This window comes from Couchioplanes caeruleus (genome assembly GCF_003751945.1).
Taxonomy (GTDB): Bacteria; Actinomycetota; Actinomycetes; order Mycobacteriales; family Micromonosporaceae; genus Actinoplanes; species Actinoplanes caeruleus.
Genome location: NZ_RJKL01000001.1, coordinates 7,071,776 through 7,097,706, shown reverse-complemented (window position 1 = coordinate 7,097,706; position 25,931 = coordinate 7,071,776). Strand labels below are relative to the sequence as shown.

Sequence of the window (25,931 nt, the reverse complement as noted above, 5' to 3'; positions counted from 1 at the left end):
CAGGACGCAATTACGAGCAAGCTACCTTTCGGGCGAAATCCCTCGGTTACCGGCAGCCGATTCCGTCGAGCCAATATCCAAAGGGGATGAAGCCGGTGATGCCAGCCCAGGCGTAGTACCTGATCCAAACTCCCTGTTGCTTCTTGCAGAACCTGCCGTACGCCCACTCTAGTGTCCAGCCAATGGACTGCGTGACCATGGCCGCAAGAACCGCTCTGCCAATGGTCTTCTTCCAGGCGAGGTAGACGGCGTACCACATCCCCCCGCCTTCGGTGCCCGACGCGACATCCTTGACCTCTTGGCTACTGAAATTGCATGTGATCTTCCATTCCCACTTGATGGGGATCCTGAAGAGCCAGCTTCGGGTCGTCTTAGAGTACGTCTTCTTGCAGGAGACGGCGCCGCTCGTGTCCGTGCAGTTGATCGGGTCGCCGGCGCAGTAGTCGTAGGAGTTGGCGTTTCCTCCGTAAATCGGATCCGTAGATAGGAATCTTCCGGTGACGGGGTTGTAGGTCCGCACTCCCATGGTGATCAGGCCTGCAGGGTTGTCGGCGGACCGCTGGAACGTTCCGAGCCAGCCGTACCGTCCGGCGCCGGCGCCGGCGTTGCTCTCGCGGCCGTACTCGTCAGCGAGGTGGCTGGCCGTGATGCCGGTGTCGCCGCCGACGATCGTGGCGACAAAGTCGCCGTGCAGATTCGCGATCTTCCAGTGCATCTTGCCAGTCGCCCCGTCGTACACGGCCGCGACGCCTCCCAGGCCCGTCACCATGCGGGTGTACGAACCGTTCTCGGCGATCCACGTTGGGTTGTCCGTGTCGTCGCTGTAGTGATTGGTCTTGGCGCTGGAGACGGTGCCCACCTGTGTCGTGTAATTCCGGAACCGCTTGGCGTTCACATCCAAGGTATAGGTTGTGCTAACGGATCCGGTGGTGATTGCACGCGTCATGTCATTGGCGTAGTAGTCCATCTGGACATCGCCCGCGCCGTCGCCGGCGGCAGTGTCGTCGTCAGGAAGGGTGAGCGTGCGGCCGAGATTGTCGTACGCGTATCCGGAGTTGGACGAGCGATCTGCGGTGTCATGGGCCCAGGTGCGGCTGGACGCAGGATCATTTGTCTGACACTCCCCGTCCAGGGCCGCCCCATACGTCTTGAGGGTCTCGCGGTTGCTTGCCCGGTCGAAGCCGTAGTTGCGGGTGGTGCATTCAGGCGAGCCCGCCCTGTTGCTGGAGTGGACAAGACGTCCTGCGGCGTCGTAGTCCAAGCCGCTGGTCGAGAATGTGCTAGAAGTCCACTTCCATTGGCCATGGGCCTGCACGCCGACCCAGTCGTAATACATGGATGTGGCTCCACGCATATATTCGACGCCCGTTCGGCGACCCTCTTCGTTGTAATGGTTGTTGATGGTCAATCCATCCGGACGGGTTTCGCTGACCAGCTCGCCGTCAGCGTTGTAGCTGCCGCTGAACGTTCCAGCCTGGCTATCCGAAAGCTGAGTCGGCATGCCGCTGCCCTGGGCGCTGTCGTCGTAGCCCATCGTCCTAACGGCCTTGCCGTCGTTGAGCGTGTGGGGCCGGGATGCAATGTCATAGGTGACGGTGGAGGTTGCGCCGTCTGCGTCGGTGTACGACGTCTGCCGACCGACCTCGTCAAAGGTGCGCACGAGCTTCGCCGTCACCCTGCCGGAGGGGTCGAGCATTTCGGTCCGGATTTGATCTCCGGTTGCTGGCGCGTAGACGCTGCGCCGGGTCTCGACCGGCGTACCGAGCGAGCTTTGAGCCGTGATCTTGACCTCCGTAGGCCGTCCAGCCTCGTCGTACTCGATACGGGTCGTGCGCAGCGTCGTCGAACTGTTGTTCTCGGAAATCACGGCGGGTTGTTCGTACATTGTGTACGTGGTCGTTGTGGTGGGTAGTTCTGGATCGGTTCCCGGCTGAGCCCCCGGGCCCGTGCGGCACGGCAGACCCGACCATTCCGGACGGTTATCACATTGGCTAAATCCGGATCCGGTGCCGGCGCGGTAGTGAACCGTCGTGCGGGTGGCTGCGGTCGTACCGTCGCCGGCTGGGGTGGTGGTGGCCGTGACTAGGCCGCTTGCGTCGTCGTAGGACGTGCGCGTGGTCAGTGCCAGACCTTGGGGGTCCACCGTCTGTGCCGTGACGCGGCGTAGGTTCCAGTCGTATTGATACGTCGTAGTTCTGGGGTCGGCGTCGGCGATGGTTCCCGGGCTGGCCCAGTATTGAACCGACGCGGTCTCCGTGGTGACGAGGTCGTAGCGCTCACCGGAATTCGGCGCGCCTTCGTCGTATTTGAAAGCGGTGTGTGATCGACCTCGGACGGTTGTCCAGTTGGAGAGCACGACGTCGTGCTCCGGGCCGATAGTGTCTGTGATCCGCTGCCCGTCGTTGCTGTACCTGGTGGTGCTGGAGAACGCCGTGGCGAGCGCGGCTTCCGCGGCAGCGTTGTCGGACGGGGATGCGTCCAGAGCGCGCTGGCGGTTACGGGCAGTCAGTTCCTGGATCACATTGCCGTAGATGTCGTACCACGTGCTGGTGATGTGCGGACCGGGTTGGAGGGTGTTGACCTCCCTGGCATTGCCGTCCAGGTAGGTGACCGAGGCCTGCCGCCAGGACGACGGCAATTGGCCGGTGGACTGGTTGCCGTCGGGCACATGTGTTGGCGGGAAGACGGCGGTCGCGTCCACCGGAGCGATCGTCTGACCCCATCGTTCCGTCTGCGCCACCGACAAGTCCGCCGGCGCGTTTACTCCCGTCACTGGGACGCCATAGACGACACTGGTTACTGCTGTACCTGCGGCCAGCGCCGACCTGCTGACGCTGTTCAACCTGCCCTTGCCTGCGTCGCCCGGCACAGTGGTGTACGACAGCTGCCAGGGCTGCTGGCCAGGTGGTGTGATCGTGGACAGAATCCCGTCGGCGTCGTACGCGTATCCCGTCGCCTGGTGACTTAGGCCGTCAAGGTCGTTGTAATCGAGGCGGGGATCCCACGCCTCTCGCAGCCGACCGGTGTTGTCGTAGCTGTAGCGGGCCAGCACCACGCTGTTCATGGCGCCCGTCGCCGGGCTATACGCGGTGAATGACATCTGCTTGATCCGACCCAGGTAGTCGCCGTGGGCAGATGCCGTGGCGGTTGTCGCGGTGCTATAGGCATACGTCAGCACCTTGCAGCCGCGGGTGGTGAGAGGGTTGTCTTTGCAGTTGACTCCGGTCGGAGCCGGAGCGACGACCCTGGTCGGACGCACCACGTCGGTACCGTCCACGCTGGCCTTTTCCCACGACACGGCAGTGGTGTCGCCGGTGCCGACTGCAACCGCCGAGGAGGGGGTGTAAAGGCCGGCAGGATCGGTCGTGCGGCGACTGAACGTCGTGATATCGCCGGTGGAAGCGGTCAGCTTGTAGGTGTCACTGCTGCTGAGGTATTCCAGCCGCAGGGCTTCTTCACCGACAACAGGGTCGAACGTCGCCCCGGTGGAGGTGGTCGCCTTCTTGGTAAAGTCGATGCTGTCACCGTCGGGTGTTCCGACCTGCGCCAGGCCGCCCGTGACGACGAGATTTCGGTACGTGTCAGCGGTTGAGACCGTCGCGCTCGACACCCATCCCGGACCGAAGAGCGGGTCAACACCGCCAGGCTGGCGGCTGTTGAAGGTCCGACCCACACTGAGCCCGCCCGCCGCCTGCGCATCAACGGCCTCGACCTGAAGGTTGCCGGTCAGCAAATTTACCGATCCAGGACCCATATCGGCGCTCGGAGCGTCGGCCCGGTCGCGGTCCAGGGCAAAGCGTACGGGCGCGGTACTGCCCGTGGATCCGCCGGCGAAGGAGGCCCGAACCTGAATTGGTCCGTCCAGAGCAGCCGGCCCGGGTTCGGCGGTGTTGACGGTGTTCTCCACGTTCCAGTTCAGATCGGGGAACTTACCGCTGCCGGTAGTGGCCAGAGGCCAGGTGACCGCGCCGCCGACGGTCTTAGTGACATCTGCGGTCGGGATGTTGGTCCAGGTGTCGGTTTCTGCACGTCGCCACTGGTACGTCGCCCCGGTGGAGGTCGATGCACCGGTGCTGGAGAGCACCACCTTGCCGGCAGACAGGTCGCCGGTCTTGGGCGATGCCGTGGTGCCGATGACGTTGCTGACCGTGAAGGCATGGGACTTGACCGGGGAAAGGTTCCCGGCGCGGTCCCGCGAGCGCACGTAGAGGGTGTGCGCGCCAGCGGTGGAAGGGGTGATGGAGACGCTGGCACTGCCTCCTAGCGTGGTCGCGTTGACCGCGGTGGTCGGCGGGTTGGTGTCCAGGCCGTACAGGAACGCTGAAGCGTCGGTCGTCCCGTTAGCCCCGAAACTGAACGTGCCTGCCGTGCCAGGCCCGCCGCCGGAGCCACCTGCCGGGTAGGTCGAGGAAGACACGGTCGGTGTCGCGGTCGGGACGGTGGTGTCGATGGTGAATTCGCAGGACGTCGACCAGGCACTGTTGCCGATGCCGTCGCTGCCCTGCACCCGCCACGAGTACGAAGAATTGTTCGTGAATGCGCCCGCAGGGACGGCCGCCGATAGGGTGGAACCGGAGGCGGCCGTGGCGGTGGTGGCGCCGCCGATCTTGGCGCCGCCGGCGGCGTACCACTCGAAGTTGGCCTTCACCGGGCTGGTCTCGGCATCCGAGACGACGGCCTTCAACGTCGGGGTCAGCGAGTTGATGTAGGGCCGTCCGGTGCCGGTGGCACACGCCGAGGCCGGGGTGGTCGAACGGGTGCCGACGGTCGCAATCGTGTTGTACGACACGACGGCGTACGGAACCTGGCTGTTGTCGGCGGCGTTCCGCGAGCGGAACTGCTTGAACGCGTTGCCGTCGGTTTCGCTGGTGGCGCGGATGCCCATGTACCCGCGGGACCCGCCCGCGTCGGCGGCGCGCTGGAAGAACGTCTTGGCGTCGATGTCGACCCAGGCGTCGTTGCAGGTGGTGTTGAAGCCCTTGGTGAGCGTGGAGGTGGCTTCCTTGGTCTTCCACGCTGGCTGGTTGGTCCAGCGGGTGTCCGAGTCGGCCGGGTCGGTGGACCAGATCTCCCAGCTGGCCGGGGTGCACGAGGGCGACCACCAATTCCAGAAGTAGGCGCGCGCCTGGGTGATGAGCTTGCCGCGTAGCAGGGTGGTGTCCCAGTGCACGAACGATCGGGTCACGTTGCCGCTCAGGTTGCCGAACTGCAGGTCGTTCGCGCCACCACGGTCGACGGTGTCGTTCTGCTTGACGTAGGTGTCGAAGGTGGTGGACACCGGGTCGAGGATCGGATCGATCGTCACCGGATACTGCGTGGCCGGGTCGTTCAGGAAGCCCTGATCCGGGGTGAGGGTGATCTGCGCGCCGGCGCCGTCCTCGGCCTTCTTCGGCTTGGCCGCCTTGGCCGCACGCTTGGCCAACTTCGTGGCGATCTTGCGAATCTTGGCCGGCTTGCCGGTGGTGGGCTCCGTGCGGGCGTCCCACATCTCCGGCGCCGGGACGGTGGCCAGCGGCTTGTCGGCCTTGTCCAGCAGGACCATATTACCGGCGGCGTCCTGACGGTACGACGACACGGCGGCACCGGTCACCGGCAGCGTCAGCTTCGCCACCCGCGCGGCGGCGGCCCGAGACTTGACCACGAAGAACGTTTCCGCGCCGGTGCGGGTGGCCTGGACGACCAGGTCCACTCCGGGCAGCGCCTCGGGGTAGGTGGCGCGGTCTCCGTCGAGCGTGGGATCGGGCAGCTTGCCCGACCACGACATCGCGACACGGCGAGCGCCGGTGCCAACCTCCGCGAGCGGATGCGACCCTTCTTTGCTCTCGGCACCCGACAGCACCAGCTTTGAGGTCTGCGCCTTGGGCGAGACTGTGCCGTCGGCGTTCTTGGCGAGCGTCAGGTCCACGGGCGCCCATTTGCCGTCCGGCTGCTTGACGCGGACTGGCGCGGCGCTGACGATTTGCTCCACCTGGCCGGACGGTAGGGCGAATGCCTCCACCGTCTCGGAGGTCGCGCCTTCGATCTGTACTCGGCCGTTGCACATCCGCGCGGTGATCAGCGCGGCGGATTCGTCGGGGCGCGAGGGCGGGCACTGCACGGCTGGCGCCGCCTTCGCCGCGGCGAAGGCCTGCGGAGTCGGCGCGGCGGCCACCGACGCGATCAGCGTCACCGGTAAGGCCAACGCCAACCGCCTCGACCACGGCGCCGGCGTATCACGCCACAGCGCCGTCGCGGCATTCGCGCGCTTTCGGAACACAGACAAGATCCGTCCCTCCCCAGGACTCACAGCGAAGACCGAGAGAACCTAAGCCACAGGGACCCCACCCGAAGAACGCTCTTGACAAACGTCCGAAGCCCTGCAGGTGGGCGATTTGTGTCCCCTCGTGACACGAGGCGTCTTCTGAGGCAGCAGGAACGGTACTTAAAGACGGGAAGGAAAAACCTTAGTGGCCGAGGTCATCGCATCAACTAGCTGGCCAGGGAACTCACCCTTGAGCGGATTGCGTTCACAGCGCCGGTGACCTGCTGCCACTGGCGGGGCCGCGTGGCTCTCTTTGACTTACGGAGGGCTGCGGCGCTTCGTTCAAGCCCTTGGCAAACTCAACGAAGCGCGCATCCGCTGCCTTACGACCCGCCTGCTTTCAACAAACCCGAGAGTCGCGGCGTCGCGGTCGGCCAAGTGGTAGCGCTTTGGGTCAGAGGAGTCGCTGATCCCGATGCAGCACAAACAGGATGCCCTGCAGGCACAATTGGTTCCGGGTCCGGCCGCGGCCCCGGTGCCTTGTCCGGCCACGGTGGCAGCAACGGCTCGATCAGCTCCCGCAACGCGTGGCCAGGCACCGATCCCCGAACCCGCCGCACGAGCCGTGGCTATACGCCAACCCGCCCACGCCTAGCATCGTCGTTGAGTCGGCACTCGGCAGGGACACCCTTCCTCCCTACCGGTTTTCAAGACCGGCGCCCTCCGCAACCGCACAACCTGCCTGACCTGGGCAGGAAGCGGTGCTGATCCAGAGGGACGTCACCCGCCGACGCGTATTCGACGCGGCGGCTGCGTCGGGATCCGTTCGCGTTCGCGGACGTGTGCGGCCGGTTCCGCCGGCCGCCTACTCAGCGTGGCGCCGTCACAGTGCTGAGGCTGACACGTCCCATACCTGCGTCACTCTGAGATTGCTGCTGGCAGTCGTCGGCACGGCCGCGTCGGTGTCCGACACCGCGGGTGGCTGGCAGCTGTTGGACGTGGTGGCCGACGAGCATCCGTCCGTCAGCAAGGTCTGGGCCGACGGCGGCGAACGCGGCGAACGCGGCGAACGCGGCGAACGAAGTTACCGCCGGATTGTGGACGAGGATTTATGCCGGGATGTTCTGGACGTAGACGTCGTCGGTTCCATCGGTATCCGCTACGTGGAGGCGGGTGCTGGTGACAAAGGCGATGCGCCTGCCGTCACCGCTGAGAGATGGACTGGTTCCGCCCATGTCGGGGCTGGTCAGGTCGTATCGCGGGGTGCTGATCCGCACGCTGGTGTTGGTTGCCTGGTCCCAGCGGAATACGTCAGGCAGGCCGTTGGTGTCGCCGGGTCCGGGACGGTCGGTGTCGAAGGCCAGGTAGCGGCCGTCGGTGGACAGGGACAACCGGACGGTGGTTCCTCCTGCAATAACGGTGGTCGTGGTGCCGGTTGTCAGGTCGTGGATGTGTACTCCGTTGGAGACGTACGCCACGTAGCGGCCGTCCGCGGAGATCGCGGGTGACGTGGAGCCGGTGGTTCGCTGGGCGCCGCTGCTGGTTCGGCTGATGAGGCTGATGGCACCGGTGGTCATGTCTCGGACGAAGATGTCGCTGCTGTGGTTGGTGTCGTCGGCGACCAGGTTCGCGGAGTCCGAGGTGAAGGCTACGTAGCGGCCATCGGCGGAGATGCTCGGCTGGCGGCCGCTGCCGGTGAAGGAACCGTCCGCGGCGGTGCTGACGAGGCGTGTTGTGAAGTTGTCCATGTCGCGCAGGTAGATGTTGGGGCTGCCGGTGGTTTGCTGGCCGCCGGTGCGGACGACGTCGGTTGAGGTGGAGGCGAACGCGACGTAGCGGCCGTTCGCCGAGACAGCCGGGGAGTCGATGCCGCCGCCGACGTCGTTGGAGAGCGAGTTGTATTGGAGGCTGGCGGCGCGGTGAGACCAGCCGGTGGTGATGGGTTCATGCTGGTAGAAGGCGTCGAAGGTGGCCGGTCGCGACCAGATGGAGCTGGCGTTGGCCACGATGTACTTGCCGTCTGCCGAGATGGCGGGCACGACCGACGATTGTGCGTATCCGGAGACTCTGGTTTGGGTGGCGAGATCGTGGCGAATCACCCCTGACCGCTGACTGCCGCTGATGCCGCGGAACGCTACATAGCGGCCGTCTGCCGACAGCGCAGGGTCTCCGAAGGGCGTGTTCCATGTCTGGGTGACGAGGGTGGACGGCGGCGGGTTGACCGTCACGGTTAGCAGCCGTTCGGCGATGAAGCCGTTGGAGTCGGTGAACCTGACGGCCACGGTGATCGACGCGGCACCGGTCGGTGTGCCGGCGATCGCGCCGGTCGGTGACAGCGTCAGTCCCGGCGGCAGGGTTCCTTGTCCGATGCTCCACATGCCTGGTCGCGCGGCGATCAGGCTCAGTTGTGCGTGGTAGGCCTCCCCGACGGCTCCAGCAGGCACGACGTCAGTGCTGATGACCGCGGGGCCTGGTGCGACGGTGAGCGCGTAGCTTTGGGATGCCGTGCGCTGTAGCGAGTCGGTGAAGAGCAGGGTCAATGGGGTGGAACCGGCGGTGGCGGGTGTTCCGGCGAGCAGTCCTGCGGGTGTCATGGTCAGGCCGACAGGCAGGGTGCCGTCGGTGATCGACCAGGTTCCGGGTCGCTGGTCCTGGGTGCGTAGTTGGGCGGTGTAGGGCGAGCCGGAGGTCGCGCCGGGCAGTTCTGTGGTGGCGATGATGGGCGGGTTCAGGTCGATGAGCAGGCTGTACATGCGGGTGGCCGTCTGCCCGGCGGGGTCGACGAATCGGAGAGTGATGGGGAAGGCGCCGCGTGTGGTGGGCGTACCGGTGATGAGGCCGTCGGTGGACAGCGTCAAGCCGGCGGGTAGCTCGCCGACGGCGAGTGCCCATGTGCCGGTGCGCCGGTCGCGCGTTTGCAGCCGGACGGAGTAGCGCTTTTCGTATTCGCCGGCTGGGAGCTCAGCCGTCACGATGACCGGCGGGTTGACCCGGCTGACCACCTTGTACGCACGGGTGGCGTGCTGGCCGTACCGGTCGGCAAAGCGCACCGTGAAGGTGAAGGACCCTGCGGCGTTCGGTATACCAGCGAAAGTGCCCTTGGTGGTCAGAGTCAGCCCTCGCGGGACGACACCCTTGACGAGGCGCCATGTACCCGGCCGGCTGTCGACGGTGCGTAGCTGACCTTGGTAGTCCGCGCCGAGCGTGGCTGCGGGCAGGGCGGCTGTCTTGATAACAGGTGCATTCGCCTTGATCGTGAGCGCCATGCTGCGGGTGATAGAGCGGGGCACGAAGTCGGTGAAGCGCAGGGTAACGCGGCTCTTACCCGCGCGGCCGGGCGTCCCTGAGATCCAGCCGGAGGCCGACAAGCTCAGCCCGCGGGGAAGGTTCCCGGAGGCCACGCTCCATCTGCCGGTCAAGGCACGGGTGAGGGCCACGCGGGTGGAGTAGCCGCGGGCGACGGCGCCGCCCGGCAGCGCCGTGGTGCGGATGGCGGTGGCGGGCGGTCGCGGTACATATAGCAGGCGATTGGGTGAGCCGGTGCCCTTGCTCTTGACTGCGCCGGTGGTGGCATCGCTGATCAGTCGGGCACGTATCTGGCTGGGTGACCAGCCGGGGTGTGCTGCTTGGATCATGGCGACGGCGCCCGCTACGTGCGGTGCTGCCATGGAGGTGCCGCTCTTGGTGGCCGTGGCGGAGTTGCTGCGCGAGCTGGCCGAAGTGATGTTGACACCCGGGGCGAACAGGTCCACACAACGGCCATAGTTCGACCACGCCGGGCGGCGGTCCGTTGAATCGGTCGCGCCGACGGTGATAGCGGCTGCCAAGCCGGAGGGGCTGCCATGGCAGGCGTTGGTGCCTTCGTTGCCCGCGGCGACCACGTAGACAATGCCGGCATTGATGGATTTCTGGACGGCACGTTCCACCGACGCACTATTGGGCATGCCCAGGCTCATGTTCGCCACCGCCGGGCGGACGGCATGCGTCGTCACCCAGTTGATGCCCGCGACGACTTCGGCAAGCGTGCCGGCACCACGACAGTCCAACACGCGCACGGCCACCAATCGAACGCGTTTCGCGAGGCCGGAATGGGCGCCGCCGATGGTGCCCGCGACGTGAGTGCCATGGCCGCTGCAGTCGGCGGCGGCACCGCCGTCAACGAAATCCACGCCATAGCTCGCGCGGCCGCCGAACTGGCTGTGGCCGATCCGGATACCGGAGTCAATGACATAGGCATGAACGGCACGCGCATCACTGGCAGCCGTATACGTCCCCGACCGAGGCAAGGACCGCTCGTCGACACGATCCAGCCCCCACGTCGCATTGCGCTGTACCGTCGCCTGCTGCACCACCCGGTTTTGCTCGACGTGCTGCACCAACGGGTGAGCGGCCAAGATCCGCGCTCTGCGCTCACTCAATCGGACCGTGAAGCCGGAGAAACCTTCACCAAAGACGTTCACCACGTCGTCGCCCACCAGCCGCTGGGCGACGGCGGCAACATCATCAGAGGACTGAAGTGGAGTCTTGAGCGCGACGATGAAGCTGTCCGCGATAGCGCCAGCCGCATTCGCGCCCAGCACGACGCCTTCTCGCTGAGCGGGTGACGCCAACAGCGCCGATGTGATTACCCCAACCAGCAAGGCCGCAATCCGATGCCGACAACCTAGAACAGGCGACATGAGTATCGGATGGGCCTTCCGCTCAGGGACAGGTCAAATACGCGCCGAGGCAGTCGGCTCAGTAACCATCGGTGACCACTGGAGCGCTGATGGTGGGCCTCGGGTGCAACTTCGTTGCGGTGGCGGCGCTACGCCGCCGAGGCGCAGGAAGACCCAGGTCGTGGCGACGATCGCCCTGCCCATGTCACCGCATGCTGATCAGACAGTCGGCGCAGCCAGGGCCCCGGCCAGCCAACACGGCCGCATTTTCCATCGCGTTGACCTTCCGGACGGCGCCGACGAGGAGGAGGAGGAGGAGGAGGAGGAGTACGTCGACGAACTCCCACACACCGACGCCGCCGAGGCGTCGAGGCGACGGCACCGGGCTAGCCCACCGGGGACTATGGATCTTTCGGTGTTTTCCGGCCCATTCCGCCTGGCGCGGTTCTTTACGGCGCTCGGCGGACCTGACTGACGCTGGGGCGTTGCTTCACGGTTGGCTGGAAACGGAGCAGCTACCAGTCCGCAACCGGCGGGTCAGGGCGGGTTCTCAGGTGGGTATGACCGGCGCCCGATATGTGGCAGGCGAATCCCCAACACCACCGCAATCTGATGCAGCCGCCTCGGAGGTAACCTGCCGTGACGAACCCGGACGCCGAATTCTCACGTCAGGACGCCGCCTACCCCCCAGTTCCCCCTGGAACGCCCTCGGCTGGATCACACGACGGCTTTACGCCGTCTGCTGGGGACCCGTATCCTCCCGCCAATCCGTTCCGAGCGCTCCCGCCGTACATGGTCGCGTTCAACGGATCGCCCATGAAGACGTCGACCAATCGTAGGCGTGTGCAGGTGGTGGTAGCAGCCTCTGCCGCGGTACTGCTGTTGGGTGGTGGCGGAGCATACGGAGCAAACGCGTACGCCAAGGACCAGATCTGTTCTGCCATCGAAGGCGGTACGGCTTCCCTCTCCGGTAGCGAGTCGAAGGACAGCAGTTCCGCATCCGACGACATCGCCGAGGTGGAGTCCACGAGGAGCAAGTTGGAGACCTATGCGCGGATGCTCGTCGTCGACACCGATCTGAAGAACGCTGTCGAGGGGCTCATCGCCGACATTGGTCAGATGATCACACTCAAGAAGGCCATGGATTCCGGGGCCGGCGAGGGGATGGAGGTGTTGGCGGAGATGTTCTCGCTCGCCGGGTCGGTGAACACGCATGTCCGCCAGGCACAAGATGCGTGCGGCCTGCCTGCCATCGGTATCCCGAGCAAGTCAGGCAAAGAGAAGGCCACAACCTCGGAGGCAGTGCTTGAGCCGCAGACGATATCGACTGCGCCGGACGCTTATGGCACTGACGCGTCCGACGAAGAACTTCTTGAGGCCGCCCGTCTCGCTGTCCAGACTCGCCAGGACCGGGTGGGGTCGCTCGATTACGCCTCCGCCTATGACATGTTTGCCGCGGCCGGCAAAGCATTGTGGCCGAGAAAGCAGTATGTTGCATTCACTGAGGGCTGCGACGAACGCAAGATGGCGACCGGCGACCTCGACGAGGACGACTTGAGCACCAAGTACAGGGTTACTGATCCCCGTTGGGCGGATCCAGGTAAGAAGCGGGTCACAGTCACGGTTGCTGGTGCTGGTAAGCCGTGGACCATCACCGCGGTGCACGAGCTTGGCGAGTGGAAGGTTCTCGGTTCAGACGCGTTGCGCAAGACCATGGTGAACGTGTCGAAGCAAGGCGTGGAAGCTGTCGTTGCAGAGGAATGCACTCTCGGCGACTGAGCCGGGCACGCAGCCCTGCTGCTCGGGTGTGTCAAGGAGCCGCGCCGAAGGCGGTCAGAAGGCTACTGGCCATGGACGGTAGCGATGGCGGACGAGGCGATCCCGAGGAATGGCTTGAGTCCTGGGGCATCTCACGCTGCCTGGAGGAAACATCGAACGGCGGCCTGCTGAATCAGTCGGGCCGTCGTTCGTGGAGTTGTGGGTCAGAGCGGGCGGATGTTCGACGCCTGCGGGCCCTTCTGGCCCTGGGTGATGTCGAACTCGAACTTCTGGTTCTCGTCGAGGCTGTCCGGGCCGGTCACACGCTTGACGCCACCGGCTGGCTACCCCACGGATGCCGCCGCAGACTTAATATACGGCCGCAATACTGTATGGTGGCATGCATTGCGTCGGAAGTGTTGTGGGTGGCACGCCGCTGTTCCACAGTGGAGGATCTGGTTCAACTCCAGGCCGGCGCTCGAAATTGGCCGACGCCGAGGGGACGGGGTAGGCGCGATGTTCCACGGCTCCATACCCGCAGACTTGCGGGCGATCATCTACGAGCACGCGGCCGCCTGGCCTGCCATGGACCTGTTTGTGGGCTGCTCGGGCAACTACACGATCGAGCGGGTGCTGCACGCTCGCCCGGGTGAGCAGCGCCCGATCCACGGCAACGACGTGCAGGCGTACTCGTCGGCGATTGGCTGGTGGCTGGCCGGGCAGCCGCTGCCGTACGCGCTCAAGGACGAGCATCGCGAGGAGCTGGCCTGGCTGGAGCCGTACCTGACGACGTCGACGGACACCCTCGCGTCGCTGATGCTGGGCACCCGCTTCTTGCAGTTCGTCGGCCGTACCGGGCTGTACTACGAGCGGATGGTCGCCGCGACGATCGGACAGTTTCCGACGATGCACGCCAAGACGACGGCGAAGCTGAACGCGCTGACGGTGCGCCTGGCGTCGTACTACTGCGGCGACGTGCGCGCCTACCTGCGCGACGTCGTCCCGGCGGATGCTCCGGTGGCGATGTTCCCACCGTTCTACGCCGGGGACTACGAGTCGCAGTTCGCCGCGATCGACGAGTTCTTCGACTGGCCGGCCCCGAGCTACGACACCCTCGATGAGGACGGCAAGGAAGAGATCATCGGGGCGGTGCTGGACCGGCCGCACTGGATCCTCGGCCTGCACATTGAACGCCCCGAGCTGCGCGCGCAGTTGCGCGGGGTGGTGCAGACCTCCAACCGCGGTCTGCCGATCTACGTGTACGCCTCCTCCGGGCCGCGGCGGGTCGTGCGCCCGGTGCAGCAGACCGCGCCCATCCCGATGCCGAAGATCAGCCCCACCGACGAGCTCGGCGACCGGATGAGCGTGCACCCGCTGACCGGGGGCCAGTTCGCGCAGGTCCGCTCGCAGTTCATGTCCAAGACGATCCTGCCCGGCTCCCCGCTGCTGGCCTGCGGTGTCGCGGTCGATGGCCGGCTGGTCGGGGCGTTCGCGTTCCTGCCGCCGAAGTTCGACCCGGCATGCGCGTACCTGATGTCGGACTTTCCGGTGTCGTGGTCGCGGTACCGGCGCCTGTCGAAGCTGATCGTGATGGCGGCGATGACCCGCGAGTCCCAGCTGCTGCTCCAGCGGTCGCTGTCCAAGCGCATCACCGCCTGGTCCACGACCGCGTTCACCAACCACCCGAACAGTGCGAAGTACGGCCGCGGCATCCCCGGCGTGAAGCTGCAAAAACGCTCGGAGCCCGCCGCGGACGGGGTGCACCGCTACCAGCTTCAGTACGGCGGCCCGATCGGCGGCTGGTCCTGCGACGAGGCCCTGACCGAGTGGAAGCGCAAGCACGGGAAGGACCAGAAGTCATGACCGACGAAGAGCAGCCGCTGACCCGGCGTATCGAGACGGTGGACCCCCGGTCGCTGACGCTGCTGGAGGTCAACGCCCGGTTCATGCGCAAAGAGACCTTCGACCGGCTGGTGGCGAACGTACGCCGCGACGGCGGACTGACCAGCGTGCCGCTGGTCTGGGACGACACCGCCGGCGGCCGCCGCGTGGTGCTGTCCGGCAACCACAGGGTCATGGCGGCGATCGAGGCCGGCGTCGAGGCGGTCGACGTGATGGTGGTCGACCAGCCGCTGTCACGGGCCCGGCAGGTCGCGTTGCAGCTGTCGCACAACGCCATCGAGGGAGAGGACGACCCGGCGACGCTCAAGCACCTGTACGACGAACTGGACGATGTCGACTGGCGCGGCTACTCCGGCCTGGACGACAAGCAACTCGGATTGCTCGCCGACCTCGACATGGAGGGCCTGTCTGAGGCCAACCTCGACTTCGCCTCCGTGCAGATGGTGTTCCTGCCCCAGGAACTCGACGCCGCCCGCGCCGCTCTCGACGAGGCACGCGGGTTGACGCAGGCCGACGCCCGCTGGCTCGCCGCCTACCGCGACTACGAACTCACCCTAGATGCGCTCGCAACGGCCCACGGCGCGCACAACGTCGGCAACGTTGCCACCGCGCTCGGCATCATCCTCGCCGTGTTCGAGCGTCACCTCGGCGAGTTGCGCGACGGCGTCTGGTACGACCCGGACAGCGGCGAGCCGCTGGTTAACGCCAGGCAGCTTGTGCCGATCGAGACCGTGCTGGAGACCCGGTCGATGCCGGCGGATGCGGCCGCGGTGTTCGCCCGCGCCGTGGACACCGCGGTACGCCGCGGTGACGTTCCTGCCGAGCAGCGCTGGCGTGCGTTGGAGCTGTTCGCCGCGGAATACCTGGCCGGCGCTTGAACCGTGCCGACTCACGCCCGCGAACGATACGGCCGCAGTGACATCGGCGGCCGGTGAAAGGAGAGTTGGGATGGACACCACGGACGACGTGTACGCGGAGCTCACCGAGGCGCAGCGCACCGAGCTGGACCGCCGCTTCGACCACCACCCGCCCGCCGACGAGGAAACCGCGGCGCGGCACGCCCGCTGGCGGGCCGAGGTCAAGCACCTCGCCGCGGTCGCGATGCGGGAGCTGCCCAACGGGCGCGAGACGTCGCTGGTGCTCACCGCCCTCGACGACGTCCTGTGGCGCGGCACCGCCGCGATCGCCCGCCCACCGATGCGCGACGCACGCCCCGCCGCATAAGCAGGCGGCCCGGCCGGCGTCTTCCCCCGTGGACCCGGCCGGGCCGCCCCTCCCCCACCACCCGCGACCAGGACGGCAGGAGGCGAGCGTGAGCGAAGCGGCCGTCCTGCCATGGGACCGGCATAAACGAGAACCCGAGGCCGCGTACGCGTACTTCGCCGTGTACCGGGACCTGGGCCGCACCCGCACCGTGGCGAAGGTCGCCACGGAGGTCAACAAATCCCGGGATTACCTCCACAAGATCGCCGCCGCGTGGCGGTGGGTGCAGCGGGCGCAGGCGTTCGACCGCGAGCAGGACCGCATGTACGGCGAAGCGCTCGCCGAGCGGCGCCGGGAGATGGCCGAGCGGCACGCCCGGCTCGCCTCCGCGCTGCAGTCGAAGGTCGTCGCCCGCCTCCAGTCACTGGACGCCTCGAAGCTCACGCCCGGCGACATCGCCCGCTGGCTAGAGGTCACCACCCGCCTGGAACGCCTGGCCCTCGGGCTGCCGGACTCGGCAACCGCGGTGTCCGGGCCGGGCGGCGCACCGATCGAGGTCGAGATCGGCGCGATGGGCGAGGCAGACCGGTCGGCGTTCTTCCGCGCCCTAGTCGCCGAGGCCAGCGCCCGCGCCGGCGGCGACCTGCCGAGCAACTCAAGCGACGAAGGCGCCGGCGAGAAGCCGAGCGTCGAGGATGAAGGAGAACAGCATTGACACACCCGCCCCTCACCGAACCCGCGACCGTCCGACCGTCCGCGCCCAGCCCCCGCTGGGCGGTGCTGTGCCTGCGCGTGGGCACGGCGCTGCTGGCCGCGTCGGCGATCGGCCTCGGCGTGCTGACGGTGATGCTGTGACCGGCAACCAGCCGCGTTCAGCGGCCCGGCTCGTCCACAACGGCCGCCACCCGGTCCCGGCGCCACGCCCTGGCCGCTCGGCCGGCGACGCCCTCACGACGGCGATCCTCGGCCTGCAGGCGGGACCGCCGGCGGGCGCTCTGTACGCGAGCCGATACGGCCGCGGGCAGCGACGCGTGGAAATCGGCGCCGTTCGCCGCCGGCTCTGGGCCCTGCGGATCCTCGCCGCGGCCTGGACGCTCGGGATCGCCGTCACGCTGTGGCTTGTCGTCACCTGGTTCGGTGCATGGACGGCCTTCTTCACGCACACTCCGATGCTGGTGTTGCTCATCGCGCTGCTGCACGCCACACGGGTGGAGCGCCGCTGGCTGTCCCGCCTACGCGCTGGCGACCGCCGCTGATCGTGGGGTAGTCGCGCACCGTGTCGGCGTACCCGGATCCGGCGATGATGAGCGACGCCGAGCTCGCCGCCTACCTGCGCGCCGTCACCGACGCGCAGCAGGCGGTCCGGTTCGACTGGCCCCGGCACGCCCGCCCGGAGCAGTTGGAGCCGGACGCCGCGTACCGGGTGTGGCTGCTGCTCGCCGGCCGTGGCTTCGGTAAGACTCGCACCGGCGCGGAGACGATGCGCTCCTGGGCGAGCAAGCCGCGCGGCCACTTCGCGGTGATCGCGAAGACCGAACGTGAGGTGCTGAACATCTGCTTCGAGGCCCCCCGGGCCGGCCTGGTCGCGGTGATCCCGCCGAAGGAGGTGGCGCAGTTCAACCGCGGCTCCGGGTCGATCCTCCTGCGCCTGACCAACGGCACGATCATCAGAGGGTTTGGCGCGCAGGACCCCGACACGCTGCGCGGGTACGCGTTCGACGGCGTGTGGTGCGACGAGTACGCGGCCTGGCCGCTGCAAACTGCGCAAGGCGTGTACGACATGGCGTGGTTCTGCATGCGCGAGGCCGCCGCCCCGCACATGGTCATCTCGACGACGCCGAAGCCGCTGCCGCACGTCAAGAAGCTGCTGACCCGCTACGCCAAGCAGAAGACCAGCCGCCGCCGGCGCCGTATCGTCGTGACGCGCGGCCGCACCCTGGACAACGCGGCAAACCTGTCCGACGACGCCCTCGAGGAACTGCTGGAGCAGTACCAGGGCACCCGCCTCGGCCGCCAAGAACTCGACGCGGAACTGCTCAGCGACGTCGAGGGCGCCCTGTGGAAGACAGCGTGGATCGAAGCCGGCCGCGTCGACGCCGACGACGTGCCCGAGCTGACCCGCACCGTCGTGTCGGTCGACCCGGCCGACACCGTGTCGGAAACCTCTGACGAGACCGGCATCGTCGCGGTCGGCCGCGGCGTCGACGGCGACCACTACGTCCTCGCCGACCGCAGCATGCGCATCGCCGGCGTCGCCGCCGCCAGGCGGATCTGGCAGTGCTACGTCGACGTCGACGCCGACCTCGTCGTCTACGAAGGCTCCTCGGCGTGGATGCGCGACATCCTTGTCGACGCCTGGACCGCGATGCAGGCCGAAGGGCTCCTCCCGGGCGGTGACGCACCTCTCGACGTGGTCCAGGCGCGCGTCTCGAAGCGGGTCCGCGCCGAGCCGGTCGCCGCCCGGTACGAGGTCGATCCGCCGCGCGTCCATCACGTCGGCACGATGGCGAAGCTGGAGGACCAGCTCACCACGTGGACCCCGGAGTCCGGGCACTCCCCGGACCGCCTCGACGCGCTCGTGCACGGCGTCGCATACCTACGAGTCCGGGAGGCTCGGCGTGCCGTGGTCGCCTCGCCTCTCGCCGGGACTGCGGGCCGGTCATTGCCGGTGCATGGTTCCCGCCGGTAGGCGGCCCAGCCAGGTCTAGCCGAACGCGCCACTCACGGCCAGCTCGGTGATGGCCTGAGCAGCGCCACCGGCAGCAGCCGCCACGGAAGGAAGCCCCACCTTGTCGGCCAGGGCGCGCATTTTGCCGACCTTCTTCACCACGTCGCCGGTGTCCGGCGCTTCACTCTCGACTGTCGCGCGAAGATCAGCCAACGCGTCGAGAAGCTCGGTGCGTTGGGCGTCCGCGATGTCGGCTGCCGCCTCTTGGACCTTGTCGAGCAGGCCAAGGGTCCCTTCGACGGTGAGGCCCTGCGTCGTGGCCTGTGCCTTGGCGCCGATGGCAACGGGCCCAGCGGCGGTCCGGATCGTGGTGTTGTAGATGTCCCCGACATGGTTGCTCACTGCGGCGTCGACCTTGCCCTTCTCGGGTAGCTCGGACAGAGGATTTTCTGAGGTGAGGTCCGCGACGATGTCCACGAGGTGTGTGCGGACCTGACCGAGGATCCCAGCTATCACCGAACCGCTCACCACGAAGGACAAGCTCATGATCTGCTGGAATGGGCCCAGCTTCTTGTTCCAGACGGCCTGAGCAGCGGCCAGGCCCTCGGACGTGAAGTTCAAACTCTTCTGCTCGGAAAGCTGCTGCAACTGCTCGATCGGCTCCGTGAAGGGAAGGGTGTCCGGCAGGTACTCCCAGGTCTCACGCGGCATCTGGAGCCGACTGATGGACTGGTTCGCGGTCCAGGTGCTTCCGCTCATCGAGTTCATCGACATCGCCGGGCATGGAACCTCGCGGTACTTGGGAACCTCGTCCTCGTCGCCGTACCCGGTGAGTTCCTTGCGCGCCCAGTCTCGCAACGCATCGGAGCCGGTTTCGGCGCCGAGGAGCAGGCACTTGCGGAGCAGCCCCGCGAGCGGCTGCGACTCGTCGACGACGTGCTCGCGCAGCGAGTGAAGCAGCGTGTCAGTCACGTGCTCAAGGCTAGACGGAGGGTCCGACGCTGAGCGGACGGCCGCCCATCTCCGGCGCCGCGAGTACGCCCCTTTCGTGGCCTCGAAGGCGAGCGTGTACGGCAACTCCTTATGTCACTCAGGGTAACCGTCTGGTACAATGAATATATACAGCTTAGACCCTCTGAGCTGCCAAAACTGGAGGACCGCATAGTGGCAACGAAGACCGTGGACCGGCCGGATCTCAGGCTTGTAGAGCCGAGCGACACTTCAGAGGACGGCATCGCTGAGACTGCCGCCGCTGAGGCTGAGGGCTACCTGCTGTACCTGGACCCCCGCGACCTGCTCGGGCATCGCGGTAACCTGCGCCGCGACCTCGGCGACCTGAGCGAGCTGCAGGCGAGCATCGCCGCGGAGGGCGTTCTCCAGGCGCTCACCGTGATCCCGGAATCAGGTGATCGGTTCCGGGTGGTGGCCGGCCACCGCCGCACCGCGGCGGCGTCGGCAGCCCTCGACGCAGGTGAGTGGAACCCGGCGATCGCCCCGACGGTGCCGTGCCTGGTGCGCCCGGACCTCGCGGAGCGTCCGGCCGAGCAGATCTTCGCGATGCTGGGGGAGAACGACCACCGCACCGACCTGACGGTGAGCGAACGCAGTAAGGGTTACGCCCAGCTGGCGGCGTTCGACATCGCGCCGTCGGAGATCGCCCGCCGCGCGAGCATCAAGGTGGAGCACGTGAAGGCGGCGATCCGGCTCGACGTGATGGACGACGAGGTGAAGGCCAAGGCTGATGCGGGCCACCTGACCTTCGACGACATTCTGGCGTTAGAGGAGTTCGAGGATGATCCCGAGGTCCAACAGCGGATCGTCGCCGCGGCGGGCACGTCGTGGGGTGTTCGGCATGAGATGGCCACGGAGCGCAGGAAGCGCAACGACAAGGTGCGCGTCGCCGAGCTGAAGGCGGAACTGGAGACAGCCGGGGTGCGGGAGGTGGCCAAGCCGAAGGGGTGGCCATACGAGTCGAAGGCGGTGGGTGTCGCCAGGCTGGCCGACGCCGGCGGCAAGCCGTTGGACGTGGAAGCGGTCAAGACCGCCGAGGGCTTCGCCGCGTTCATCGACACGGTGGGCAGCCCGGAAGTCGTGTACGTGTGCCTGGACCCGGAGGGTATGGGCTACAAGCGGCCGAACAGCAGCTCCTACCGCTCGCCGGAGGAGCGGAAGCGGGCGAGCGAGAAGCGGGAGGCAGACGAGCAGCGGATGGTCGCGTTGAACGTGGCCGCGTCGGTGCGCCGCAAGTTCATCCGGGAGACGTGGGGCAGCGCCAAGGCGGCCAAGGAGCTGCTGGAGGAGGCGACGCGGGCGGCGGCGACGTACCCGTATGACCTGGCGGCCCGCAACACGCAGGACTTTCTGGCGGTGATGGCCGGAGGGTCGCTGGACAACCTGGCCACGGCGCGGCTGGAGCGGTTGCAGCGGATGCTGGTGTGCCGGTGGATCGCCGGGCAGGAGGAACACATCACCGACGTCGGCCGGATGGGCTACGAGTTCACCAAACGCCCTCATCAGGCGATCGCCTGGTTCGACCGGCTGACCGCCAAAGGCTACGGCCTGTCGCCGGCCGAGGCCCAGCTGTACGAGAAGCTGACCGACCGGGTGGCGCAGATCGCCGTGGAGGCGCAGCAGCGTGCAGTGGCGGAACGCGACGCGCAACTGCGCAAGGCCGCGGAGGTCGGGGGCGGCGACTCGGTGGTGTTCATGCTGTGGCCCGTCCCCGATGGCGACGTCGTGAACTGGCAGTTGGTCGCCGGCGACGGTGAGCACATCGATGAGCTGCCGGGCGATGACGTGGCCCAGGTGCAGCAGTGGGCGGCGGGAGTGCTCGAAAAGATGGAGTTCGAGGCCACGCAGTGGGTGGAGAAGCACGACGAGGCGTCGTCGACTACCTATTACGTGATCGAGTTCGAGGAAGATGACGGGTATGCCGACGAGCCAGACGCCGTCGACGGCGAGACCGACGGGGCCGGCGGCGAGCCGGACGCGTCCCTGAGTGAGCCGGTGTAGGCGCTGGGGCCGCATCGCAGCCTGGACGCGGTGACTCCCCTCCTGGTCAAGGGCGGGGAGTCGCCGTTGTATATACGGCCACAGTCGCGCTGCTACGCTGACATTCATGGTGTTGTGGATCGAAGTGGCCATCGTCGTGCTCGCCGTGGCACGGCTGACGCGACTCATCTGCGCAGACAAGATCACCGAACCGTTCCGGACCGCGGCCGCGCAGCGCCTCAAGGCCGGCAGTATGTGGACCTACCTGCTGCACTGCCGCTGGTGCGTATCCGCGTGGGTCGCCCTTCCTGCCGCCGCCATTTGGTGGGCCGCGTCCGCCGGACCCCGCTGGTCGGGGCACTGGTGGATCGACATCCCGGCTGCCGCGCTGGCCCTGTCGTACGCCACCGGGCTGCTGGTGCGCGCCGAGCCGGAGGAGTGACCGCGATGGCGTGGTGGGGACGACGCCCCAGCGACGAAACCCCGGTCGGACGCGCGACGGCGGTCGTCGCGTCGGCGGCACGGATGCGCTACGACTCGGCCGGGTCGGTGCGCCGTATCGGCCGGCAGGAGTGGCAGGACGAGGCGTGGCGGCACTACGAGGAGTGCGGCGAACTCTCCTACATCGTCGACCTGATCGCCAAGGCGATGTCCAGGTCACGGCTGTACATCACCCAGCTCGACGAGCACGGCGACCCGATCGAGTCGCCGGACACCGCACCGGGCGACATCAACGACACATTCCTCGGCGGCCCGTCGCGTCAGGCGGAACTGCTGCACGAGGTCGGCGTGCAGCTCGGCGTGCCCGGCGAGTGCTACCTGATCGGCGAGCCGGAACGCAACAGCGACGGCCGGACCGGCGACCGCGAGCGGTGGCTGATCGCCTCCACCGACGAACTGCAGGAACGCTCCGGGCAGTACCTGCTCGACCAGGGCGACGGCGCCCGCGAGCTGGTCGCCGACGAGACAGTGATCGTCCGGATCTGGGTGCCGTCCCCGCGTAAACACCAGCTCCCGAAGTCCCAGGTCCAGGCCAACCGCAGGGTATTGCGCTTGATCGAAAGGTTGTCGCAGTACGTGCAGTCGCAGATCGACTCGCGGCTCGCCGGCGCCGGGATCCTGCTGCTGCCCAACGAGCTGTCGTTCGTCCCATCGGATCAGCAGGACCAGCCCGACGACGGAGTGTCGTCGTTCCTGGCCGCGCTGACCGAGGCGATGACCACCGCCGTGCGCGACCGCGACTCCGTCGCCGCCCTGGTGCCGATCGTGGTGCAAGGCCCGGCCGAGCACCTGGAGAAGGCCCGGCTGCTGTCGTTCGCCACCGAACTCTCCGCGTCCGTGCCGGGCCTGCTCGACGGGGCGATCCGCCGTCTCGCGCTCGGCCTGGACGTGCCACCAGAGGTGCTGCTCGGGATGGCGGAGACGAACCACTGGTCGGCGTGGCAGCTCGATGAGGCGACGATCAAGTACCACGTGGAGTCCAAGCTGGAGCTGTTGTGCGCGGCGTTGACGCAGCAGATGCTGTGGCCCGCCCTGGACGGCGTCGTCGACGACCCGCGCTCGTGGGTGGTCTGGTACGACACCAGCGAGCTCACCCAGGCTCCCGACCGCGGTAGTGACGCGAAGGACCTGTTCGACCGCGGGGAGCTGTCCGGTAAGGCACTGCGCCGCGAGACCGGCTTTTCCGACAACGACGCCCCGGAACCGGGTGAGCGCGAACTGCGCCGGCTCCTGGAGATCGTGCGGACCGTGCCCGCGGCCGGGCCGGCGCTGGTGACCCGGTTGTTGGAACTCGCCGGGGTGACCGCGGACGTCGACGTCCAGCATCTGCTCGCCCCTCCCCCGCCGGTCGACGAGCCGACGCCCTCGGCTGAGGATCCGGCACCGGTGCAGGACCCGGACCGGGCGCCGCCGGACCGGGACCAGGCGAGCATCACGGCGTCGGCGGCGCGGGTGGAGCCCGTTGTAGCGGCGTGCGAGGCGCTGGTGCTCAAGGCCCTGGAGCTGGCCGGCAAGCGGATCCTGGGTCGCCAGCGTTACCAGCATCGGGACCTGCCGTCGTGGGAGTACCACACCGTGCGGCCCCAGCCGGCCGACGCGGTCCCGCGCCTGTTGTCCGGGGCGTTCGCGACCGTGCCGACCGTCGCGCCGCGGCTGGGCGTCGACGCGGAGGCGTTGACCGTGCATCTGTCGGCGTACGTCGGCGGTCTGCTTGTCAGCGGCGCCCGGCACGACCCCGACACACTCCGAGAGCACCTGGCCGGTGCGGTCGGCGGTGAGCTGGTGCCGGCATGACCCCCACCTCCGGCACCCCGCCCGCCGGGAGCGGCGACTTGTGGATGCCGCTGCGCCTGGCGCACGCCGCGCAGGTCGCGGCGTGTGAGCAGCGAATGCACGCTGCCGTCCAAGCTGCCCTCACCGCCTGGCTGACCACGGCACGCCGGCTCGCGCTGCCGACACTGACCGCGGCCGCGCTGCCGCCGGACCCTTCGGCGCTGGCCGGCGCCGGACAGGCGTGGCTGGACGCGATGACCGTGCACCTGCTGCCCGCAGCCGCCGACACCTTCCGGACCGGGGTCGTCGACGCCGGCGGGGACCTCGACGTGCTCGCCGTGGCCGACGCGGTCGCCGAGTACCTGGACCAGTTGCCGAACCGGCTCGCCAAGGTTCCCGACGACGCCTGGTCGCAGGTAGCCGCGACGGTCGCCGAGCTGGCCGGGCAAGGCGGGTCGATCCCGCGCATCCGGGACGCGATCGCCGAGATCCTGGGCGCCGACGCGTGGGACGGCCGCGCGCAGACGATCGCCCGCACGGAGACGATCGGGGCATACAACGCGGGCACGCTTACCGGCTGGCTGACCTCGGCCGCGGTGCTGGACGAGAAGTTGGACAAGGTGTGGGTGGCCACCCACGACGAGCGCACCCGCGACGCGCACCGCGCCCTTGACGGACAACGCGCACCCCTGGACGGGGTGTTCCACGCGGACGGGGTGCCGCTGCGCTACCCCGGCGACCCGGCAGCACCGCCACACCTGACGGTGGCGTGCCGCTGCACCATGGTCGAGATTCCCGCCGGTGAGCCGCTGCCCGACATTGCGACACATCCCTGGACCGGCCGCACGGCCGGCACAACGGTGACGGCGGCCGCGGCCGCGGAAGGTGGAGCTGGCATGGCCAGATGGGAAGGGATCCTCGCACCGCTCGAGGAGACGTCCGGGGACCGGCGGGTGTTCGCCGCCGACGGCACCTGGTCGTTCCGCGAGTTCCCGCTGCCGCTGCGGTGGGCCCGCGAAGACGCCCCCGGACACGAAGGCGCCGTCACGATCGGCCGGATCACTGACGGGCACATCGACGACGGGCAGATCACTGGGACCGGAGACTTCATCGCCGCCGTCCCAGAGCTGGGCGAGGCCCTGGAGCTGCTACGCGCCGGGGTGCTGTACCCGTCGGTGGACCTGGACGACTTCGAGTGGACCCTCACCGACGCCGCCGGGGTGCTGATCGAGGACATGACCGACGAGCAGTTCGAGACGTTCATCGACTCCGGCGAGGAACCGACCGTGCTGGTCACCCGCGGCCGGGTCATGGCCGTCACCCTGGTCGGCACGCAAGCGTTCCCGCAGGCCCGCATCACCCTCACCGACGGCGACGCCCCAGCCGGCGACGTCGCCGAGGACGCGGTCACCGCCGGTGGACCGCCGGCACAGGCGGCGGCGCCGCTGTACCCGCCGCGGGCCTGGTTCGACGACCCCGACCTGCCGGAGCTGACCCCGGTCACCGTCACCGCCGACGGCCGCGTATTCGGACACCTCGCCGACAACGACTGCCACCTGTCGTTCCTGCCCGGCGGCCAATGCGTCCTGCCGCCGACCGAGGGCGGCTTCGACTGGTTCCACCGCCCCGAAATCCAGACTGCCGAAGGCGACCTGATCGCGGTCGGGCATTTGACCGCCGGCACCGGCCACGCCGACCTGTCCGCCAGCGCCGCTGCCGCGGTCGAGCACTACGACCACACCGGCACCCAGGTCGCCGTGGTCCGCGCCGGCCGCGACGTGCACGGCATCTACATCGCCGGATCGCTCGTTCCCGAGGCCACCCCGGCGCAGGTGCAGCTGCTGCGCCGCTCCCCGCTGTCGGGCGACTGGCGCGTCATCGGCGGCCAGCGCCAGCTCGTCGCCGCGCTGTGCGTCAACGTCGGTGGGTTCCCCGTCGTGCGGGGCCGCTCCGCCGGCGGCCGATCGGTGTCACTGCTCGCCTCCGGCTGGACCGGCTGGCAACCCTCCACCAGCACCGCAGCAGGACGACGGCGGACCGGGCTGCTCATGGCCGACTCCGCCGCCCTCGACTCTGCGGTGCGGCGTGCTGTTGCGGCCGGGTTCGCGGCCGAGCGCGACGCGGCCGCCCGCCGCCGGCAGGCCGACGCCATCGCCGAAACCATCGGCCGAGACCGGCGCAGCCTCGTCGACGCCCTGACCGCCGAAGTCCACCCCCAACCCTGAGCGAAGGAGAC

Annotated in this window: 16 protein-coding genes and 1 pseudogene; 13 read left to right on the top strand and 4 right to left on the bottom strand. The window is 68.0% G+C overall.

Annotated features, from left to right (window positions below; genetic code table 11):
- Positions 1–46: 46 nt before the first annotated feature.
- Both EDD30_RS31955 and EDD30_RS31945 read right to left on the bottom strand, forming a co-directional pair.
- Positions 47–6,256, bottom strand: a complete 6,210-nt coding sequence (locus tag EDD30_RS31955) for an RHS repeat-associated core domain-containing protein (RefSeq protein WP_143162722.1) — start codon at positions 6,254–6,256, stop codon at positions 47–49.
- A 1,094-nt stretch (positions 6,257–7,350) separates the two neighbouring features.
- Positions 7,351–10,821, bottom strand: a complete 3,471-nt coding sequence (locus EDD30_RS31945; RefSeq protein ID WP_170047313.1) for a putative Ig domain-containing protein — start codon at positions 10,819–10,821, stop codon at positions 7,351–7,353.
- Positions 10,822–11,080: 259 nt separating this feature from the next.
- Here EDD30_RS31945 and EDD30_RS31940 point away from each other — a divergent pair, with 259 nt between their 5' ends.
- Both EDD30_RS31940 and EDD30_RS31935 read left to right on the top strand, forming a co-directional pair.
- Positions 11,081–11,374: a hypothetical protein gene (locus EDD30_RS31940; RefSeq protein ID WP_071806121.1), complete on the top strand. Its 294-nt coding sequence runs from the start codon at positions 11,081–11,083 to the stop codon at positions 11,372–11,374.
- A gap of 341 nt (positions 11,375–11,715) precedes the next feature.
- On the top strand, positions 11,716–12,678 hold the full coding sequence (locus EDD30_RS31935; protein WP_143162723.1) for a hypothetical protein: 963 nt from the start codon (positions 11,716–11,718) through the stop codon (positions 12,676–12,678).
- Between the two features lie 203 nt (positions 12,679–12,881).
- Here the strand turns inward: EDD30_RS31935 and EDD30_RS31930 are convergent.
- A pseudogene (locus EDD30_RS31930) lies at positions 12,882–12,977 on the bottom strand (cold-shock protein); the annotation flags it as partial.
- Between the two features lie 196 nt (positions 12,978–13,173).
- On the opposite strand from EDD30_RS31930, the gene EDD30_RS31925 reads away from it, so the two are divergent.
- The 7 genes from EDD30_RS31925 (at position 13,174) to EDD30_RS31900 (ending at position 18,451) form a co-directional block, all read left to right on the top strand.
- On the top strand, positions 13,174–14,520 hold the full coding sequence (locus EDD30_RS31925) for a putative antirestriction adenine methyltransferase (RefSeq protein WP_071806123.1): 1,347 nt from the start codon (positions 13,174–13,176) through the stop codon (positions 14,518–14,520).
- Positions 14,517–15,437, top strand: coding sequence for a ParB N-terminal domain-containing protein (locus EDD30_RS31920; protein ID WP_071806124.1), 921 nt, complete (start codon positions 14,517–14,519; stop codon positions 15,435–15,437). The genes EDD30_RS31925 and EDD30_RS31920 overlap by 4 nt, the downstream gene beginning before the upstream one ends.
- 70 nt (positions 15,438–15,507) lie before the next feature.
- The gene (locus tag EDD30_RS31915) at positions 15,508–15,783 is read left to right on the top strand and encodes an Acb2/Tad1 domain-containing protein (protein ID WP_071806125.1); all 276 of its coding nucleotides are present in this window, start codon (positions 15,508–15,510) and stop codon (positions 15,781–15,783) included.
- A gap of 88 nt (positions 15,784–15,871) precedes the next feature.
- Positions 15,872–16,477, top strand: coding sequence for a hypothetical protein (locus EDD30_RS31910; protein ID WP_071806126.1), 606 nt, complete (start codon positions 15,872–15,874; stop codon positions 16,475–16,477).
- Entirely contained in the window at positions 16,474–16,617 is a 144-nt protein-coding gene (locus EDD30_RS39430) for a hypothetical protein (protein ID WP_170047315.1), read from the top strand. The genes EDD30_RS31910 and EDD30_RS39430 overlap by 4 nt, the downstream gene beginning before the upstream one ends.
- Positions 16,614–17,018 carry a hypothetical protein gene (locus EDD30_RS31905; protein WP_123678623.1) on the top strand — a complete coding sequence of 135 codons (405 nt, stop codon included), beginning with the start codon at positions 16,614–16,616 and terminating at the stop codon, positions 17,016–17,018. The genes EDD30_RS39430 and EDD30_RS31905 overlap by 4 nt, the downstream gene beginning before the upstream one ends.
- A gap of 20 nt (positions 17,019–17,038) precedes the next feature.
- Positions 17,039–18,451: a terminase large subunit domain-containing protein gene (locus EDD30_RS31900; protein WP_071805678.1), complete on the top strand. Its 1,413-nt coding sequence runs from the start codon at positions 17,039–17,041 to the stop codon at positions 18,449–18,451.
- A 15-nt stretch (positions 18,452–18,466) separates the two neighbouring features.
- Here EDD30_RS31900 and EDD30_RS31895 read toward each other — a convergent pair whose 3' ends face one another.
- Positions 18,467–19,402 carry an AbiTii domain-containing protein gene (locus tag EDD30_RS31895; RefSeq protein WP_071805677.1) on the bottom strand — a complete coding sequence of 312 codons (936 nt, stop codon included), beginning with the start codon at positions 19,400–19,402 and terminating at the stop codon, positions 18,467–18,469.
- Between the two features lie 111 nt (positions 19,403–19,513).
- Here EDD30_RS31895 and EDD30_RS31890 point away from each other — a divergent pair, with 111 nt between their 5' ends.
- The 4 genes from EDD30_RS31890 (at position 19,514) to EDD30_RS31875 (ending at position 25,920) form a co-directional block, all read left to right on the top strand.
- Positions 19,514–21,442 carry a ParB/RepB/Spo0J family partition protein gene (locus EDD30_RS31890; protein WP_084556405.1) on the top strand — a complete coding sequence of 643 codons (1,929 nt, stop codon included), beginning with the start codon at positions 19,514–19,516 and terminating at the stop codon, positions 21,440–21,442.
- Between the two features lie 106 nt (positions 21,443–21,548).
- The gene (locus tag EDD30_RS31885) at positions 21,549–21,863 is read left to right on the top strand and encodes a hypothetical protein (protein WP_071805675.1); all 315 of its coding nucleotides are present in this window, start codon (positions 21,549–21,551) and stop codon (positions 21,861–21,863) included.
- A gap of 5 nt (positions 21,864–21,868) precedes the next feature.
- The gene (locus EDD30_RS31880; RefSeq protein ID WP_123678621.1) at positions 21,869–23,716 is read left to right on the top strand and encodes a hypothetical protein; all 1,848 of its coding nucleotides are present in this window, start codon (positions 21,869–21,871) and stop codon (positions 23,714–23,716) included.
- Positions 23,713–25,920: a phage head morphogenesis protein gene (locus tag EDD30_RS31875; RefSeq protein WP_071805673.1), complete on the top strand. Its 2,208-nt coding sequence runs from the start codon at positions 23,713–23,715 to the stop codon at positions 25,918–25,920. The genes EDD30_RS31880 and EDD30_RS31875 overlap by 4 nt, the downstream gene beginning before the upstream one ends.
- The last annotated feature ends 11 nt before the right edge of the window (positions 25,921–25,931 follow it).

Bases quoted from the DNA above. Each gene is read 5' to 3' on its own strand.
- EDD30_RS31935 (WP_143162723.1), top strand. From the start codon at position 11,716: ATGAAGACGTCGACCAATCGTAGGCGTGTGCAGGTGGTGGTAGCAGCC.
- EDD30_RS31915 (WP_071806125.1), top strand. From the start codon at position 15,508: ATGGACACCACGGACGACGTGTACGCGGAGCTCACCGAGGCGCAGCGC.
- EDD30_RS31875 (WP_071805673.1), top strand. From the start codon at position 23,713: ATGACCCCCACCTCCGGCACCCCGCCCGCCGGGAGCGGCGACTTGTGG.
- EDD30_RS31885 (WP_071805675.1), top strand. From the start codon at position 21,549: ATGGTGTTGTGGATCGAAGTGGCCATCGTCGTGCTCGCCGTGGCACGG.
- EDD30_RS31880 (WP_123678621.1), top strand. From the start codon at position 21,869: ATGGCGTGGTGGGGACGACGCCCCAGCGACGAAACCCCGGTCGGACGC.
- EDD30_RS31925 (WP_071806123.1), top strand. From the start codon at position 13,174: ATGTTCCACGGCTCCATACCCGCAGACTTGCGGGCGATCATCTACGAG.
- EDD30_RS31890 (WP_084556405.1), top strand. From the start codon at position 19,514: ATGTCACTCAGGGTAACCGTCTGGTACAATGAATATATACAGCTTAGA.
- EDD30_RS31920 (WP_071806124.1), top strand. From the start codon at position 14,517: ATGACCGACGAAGAGCAGCCGCTGACCCGGCGTATCGAGACGGTGGAC.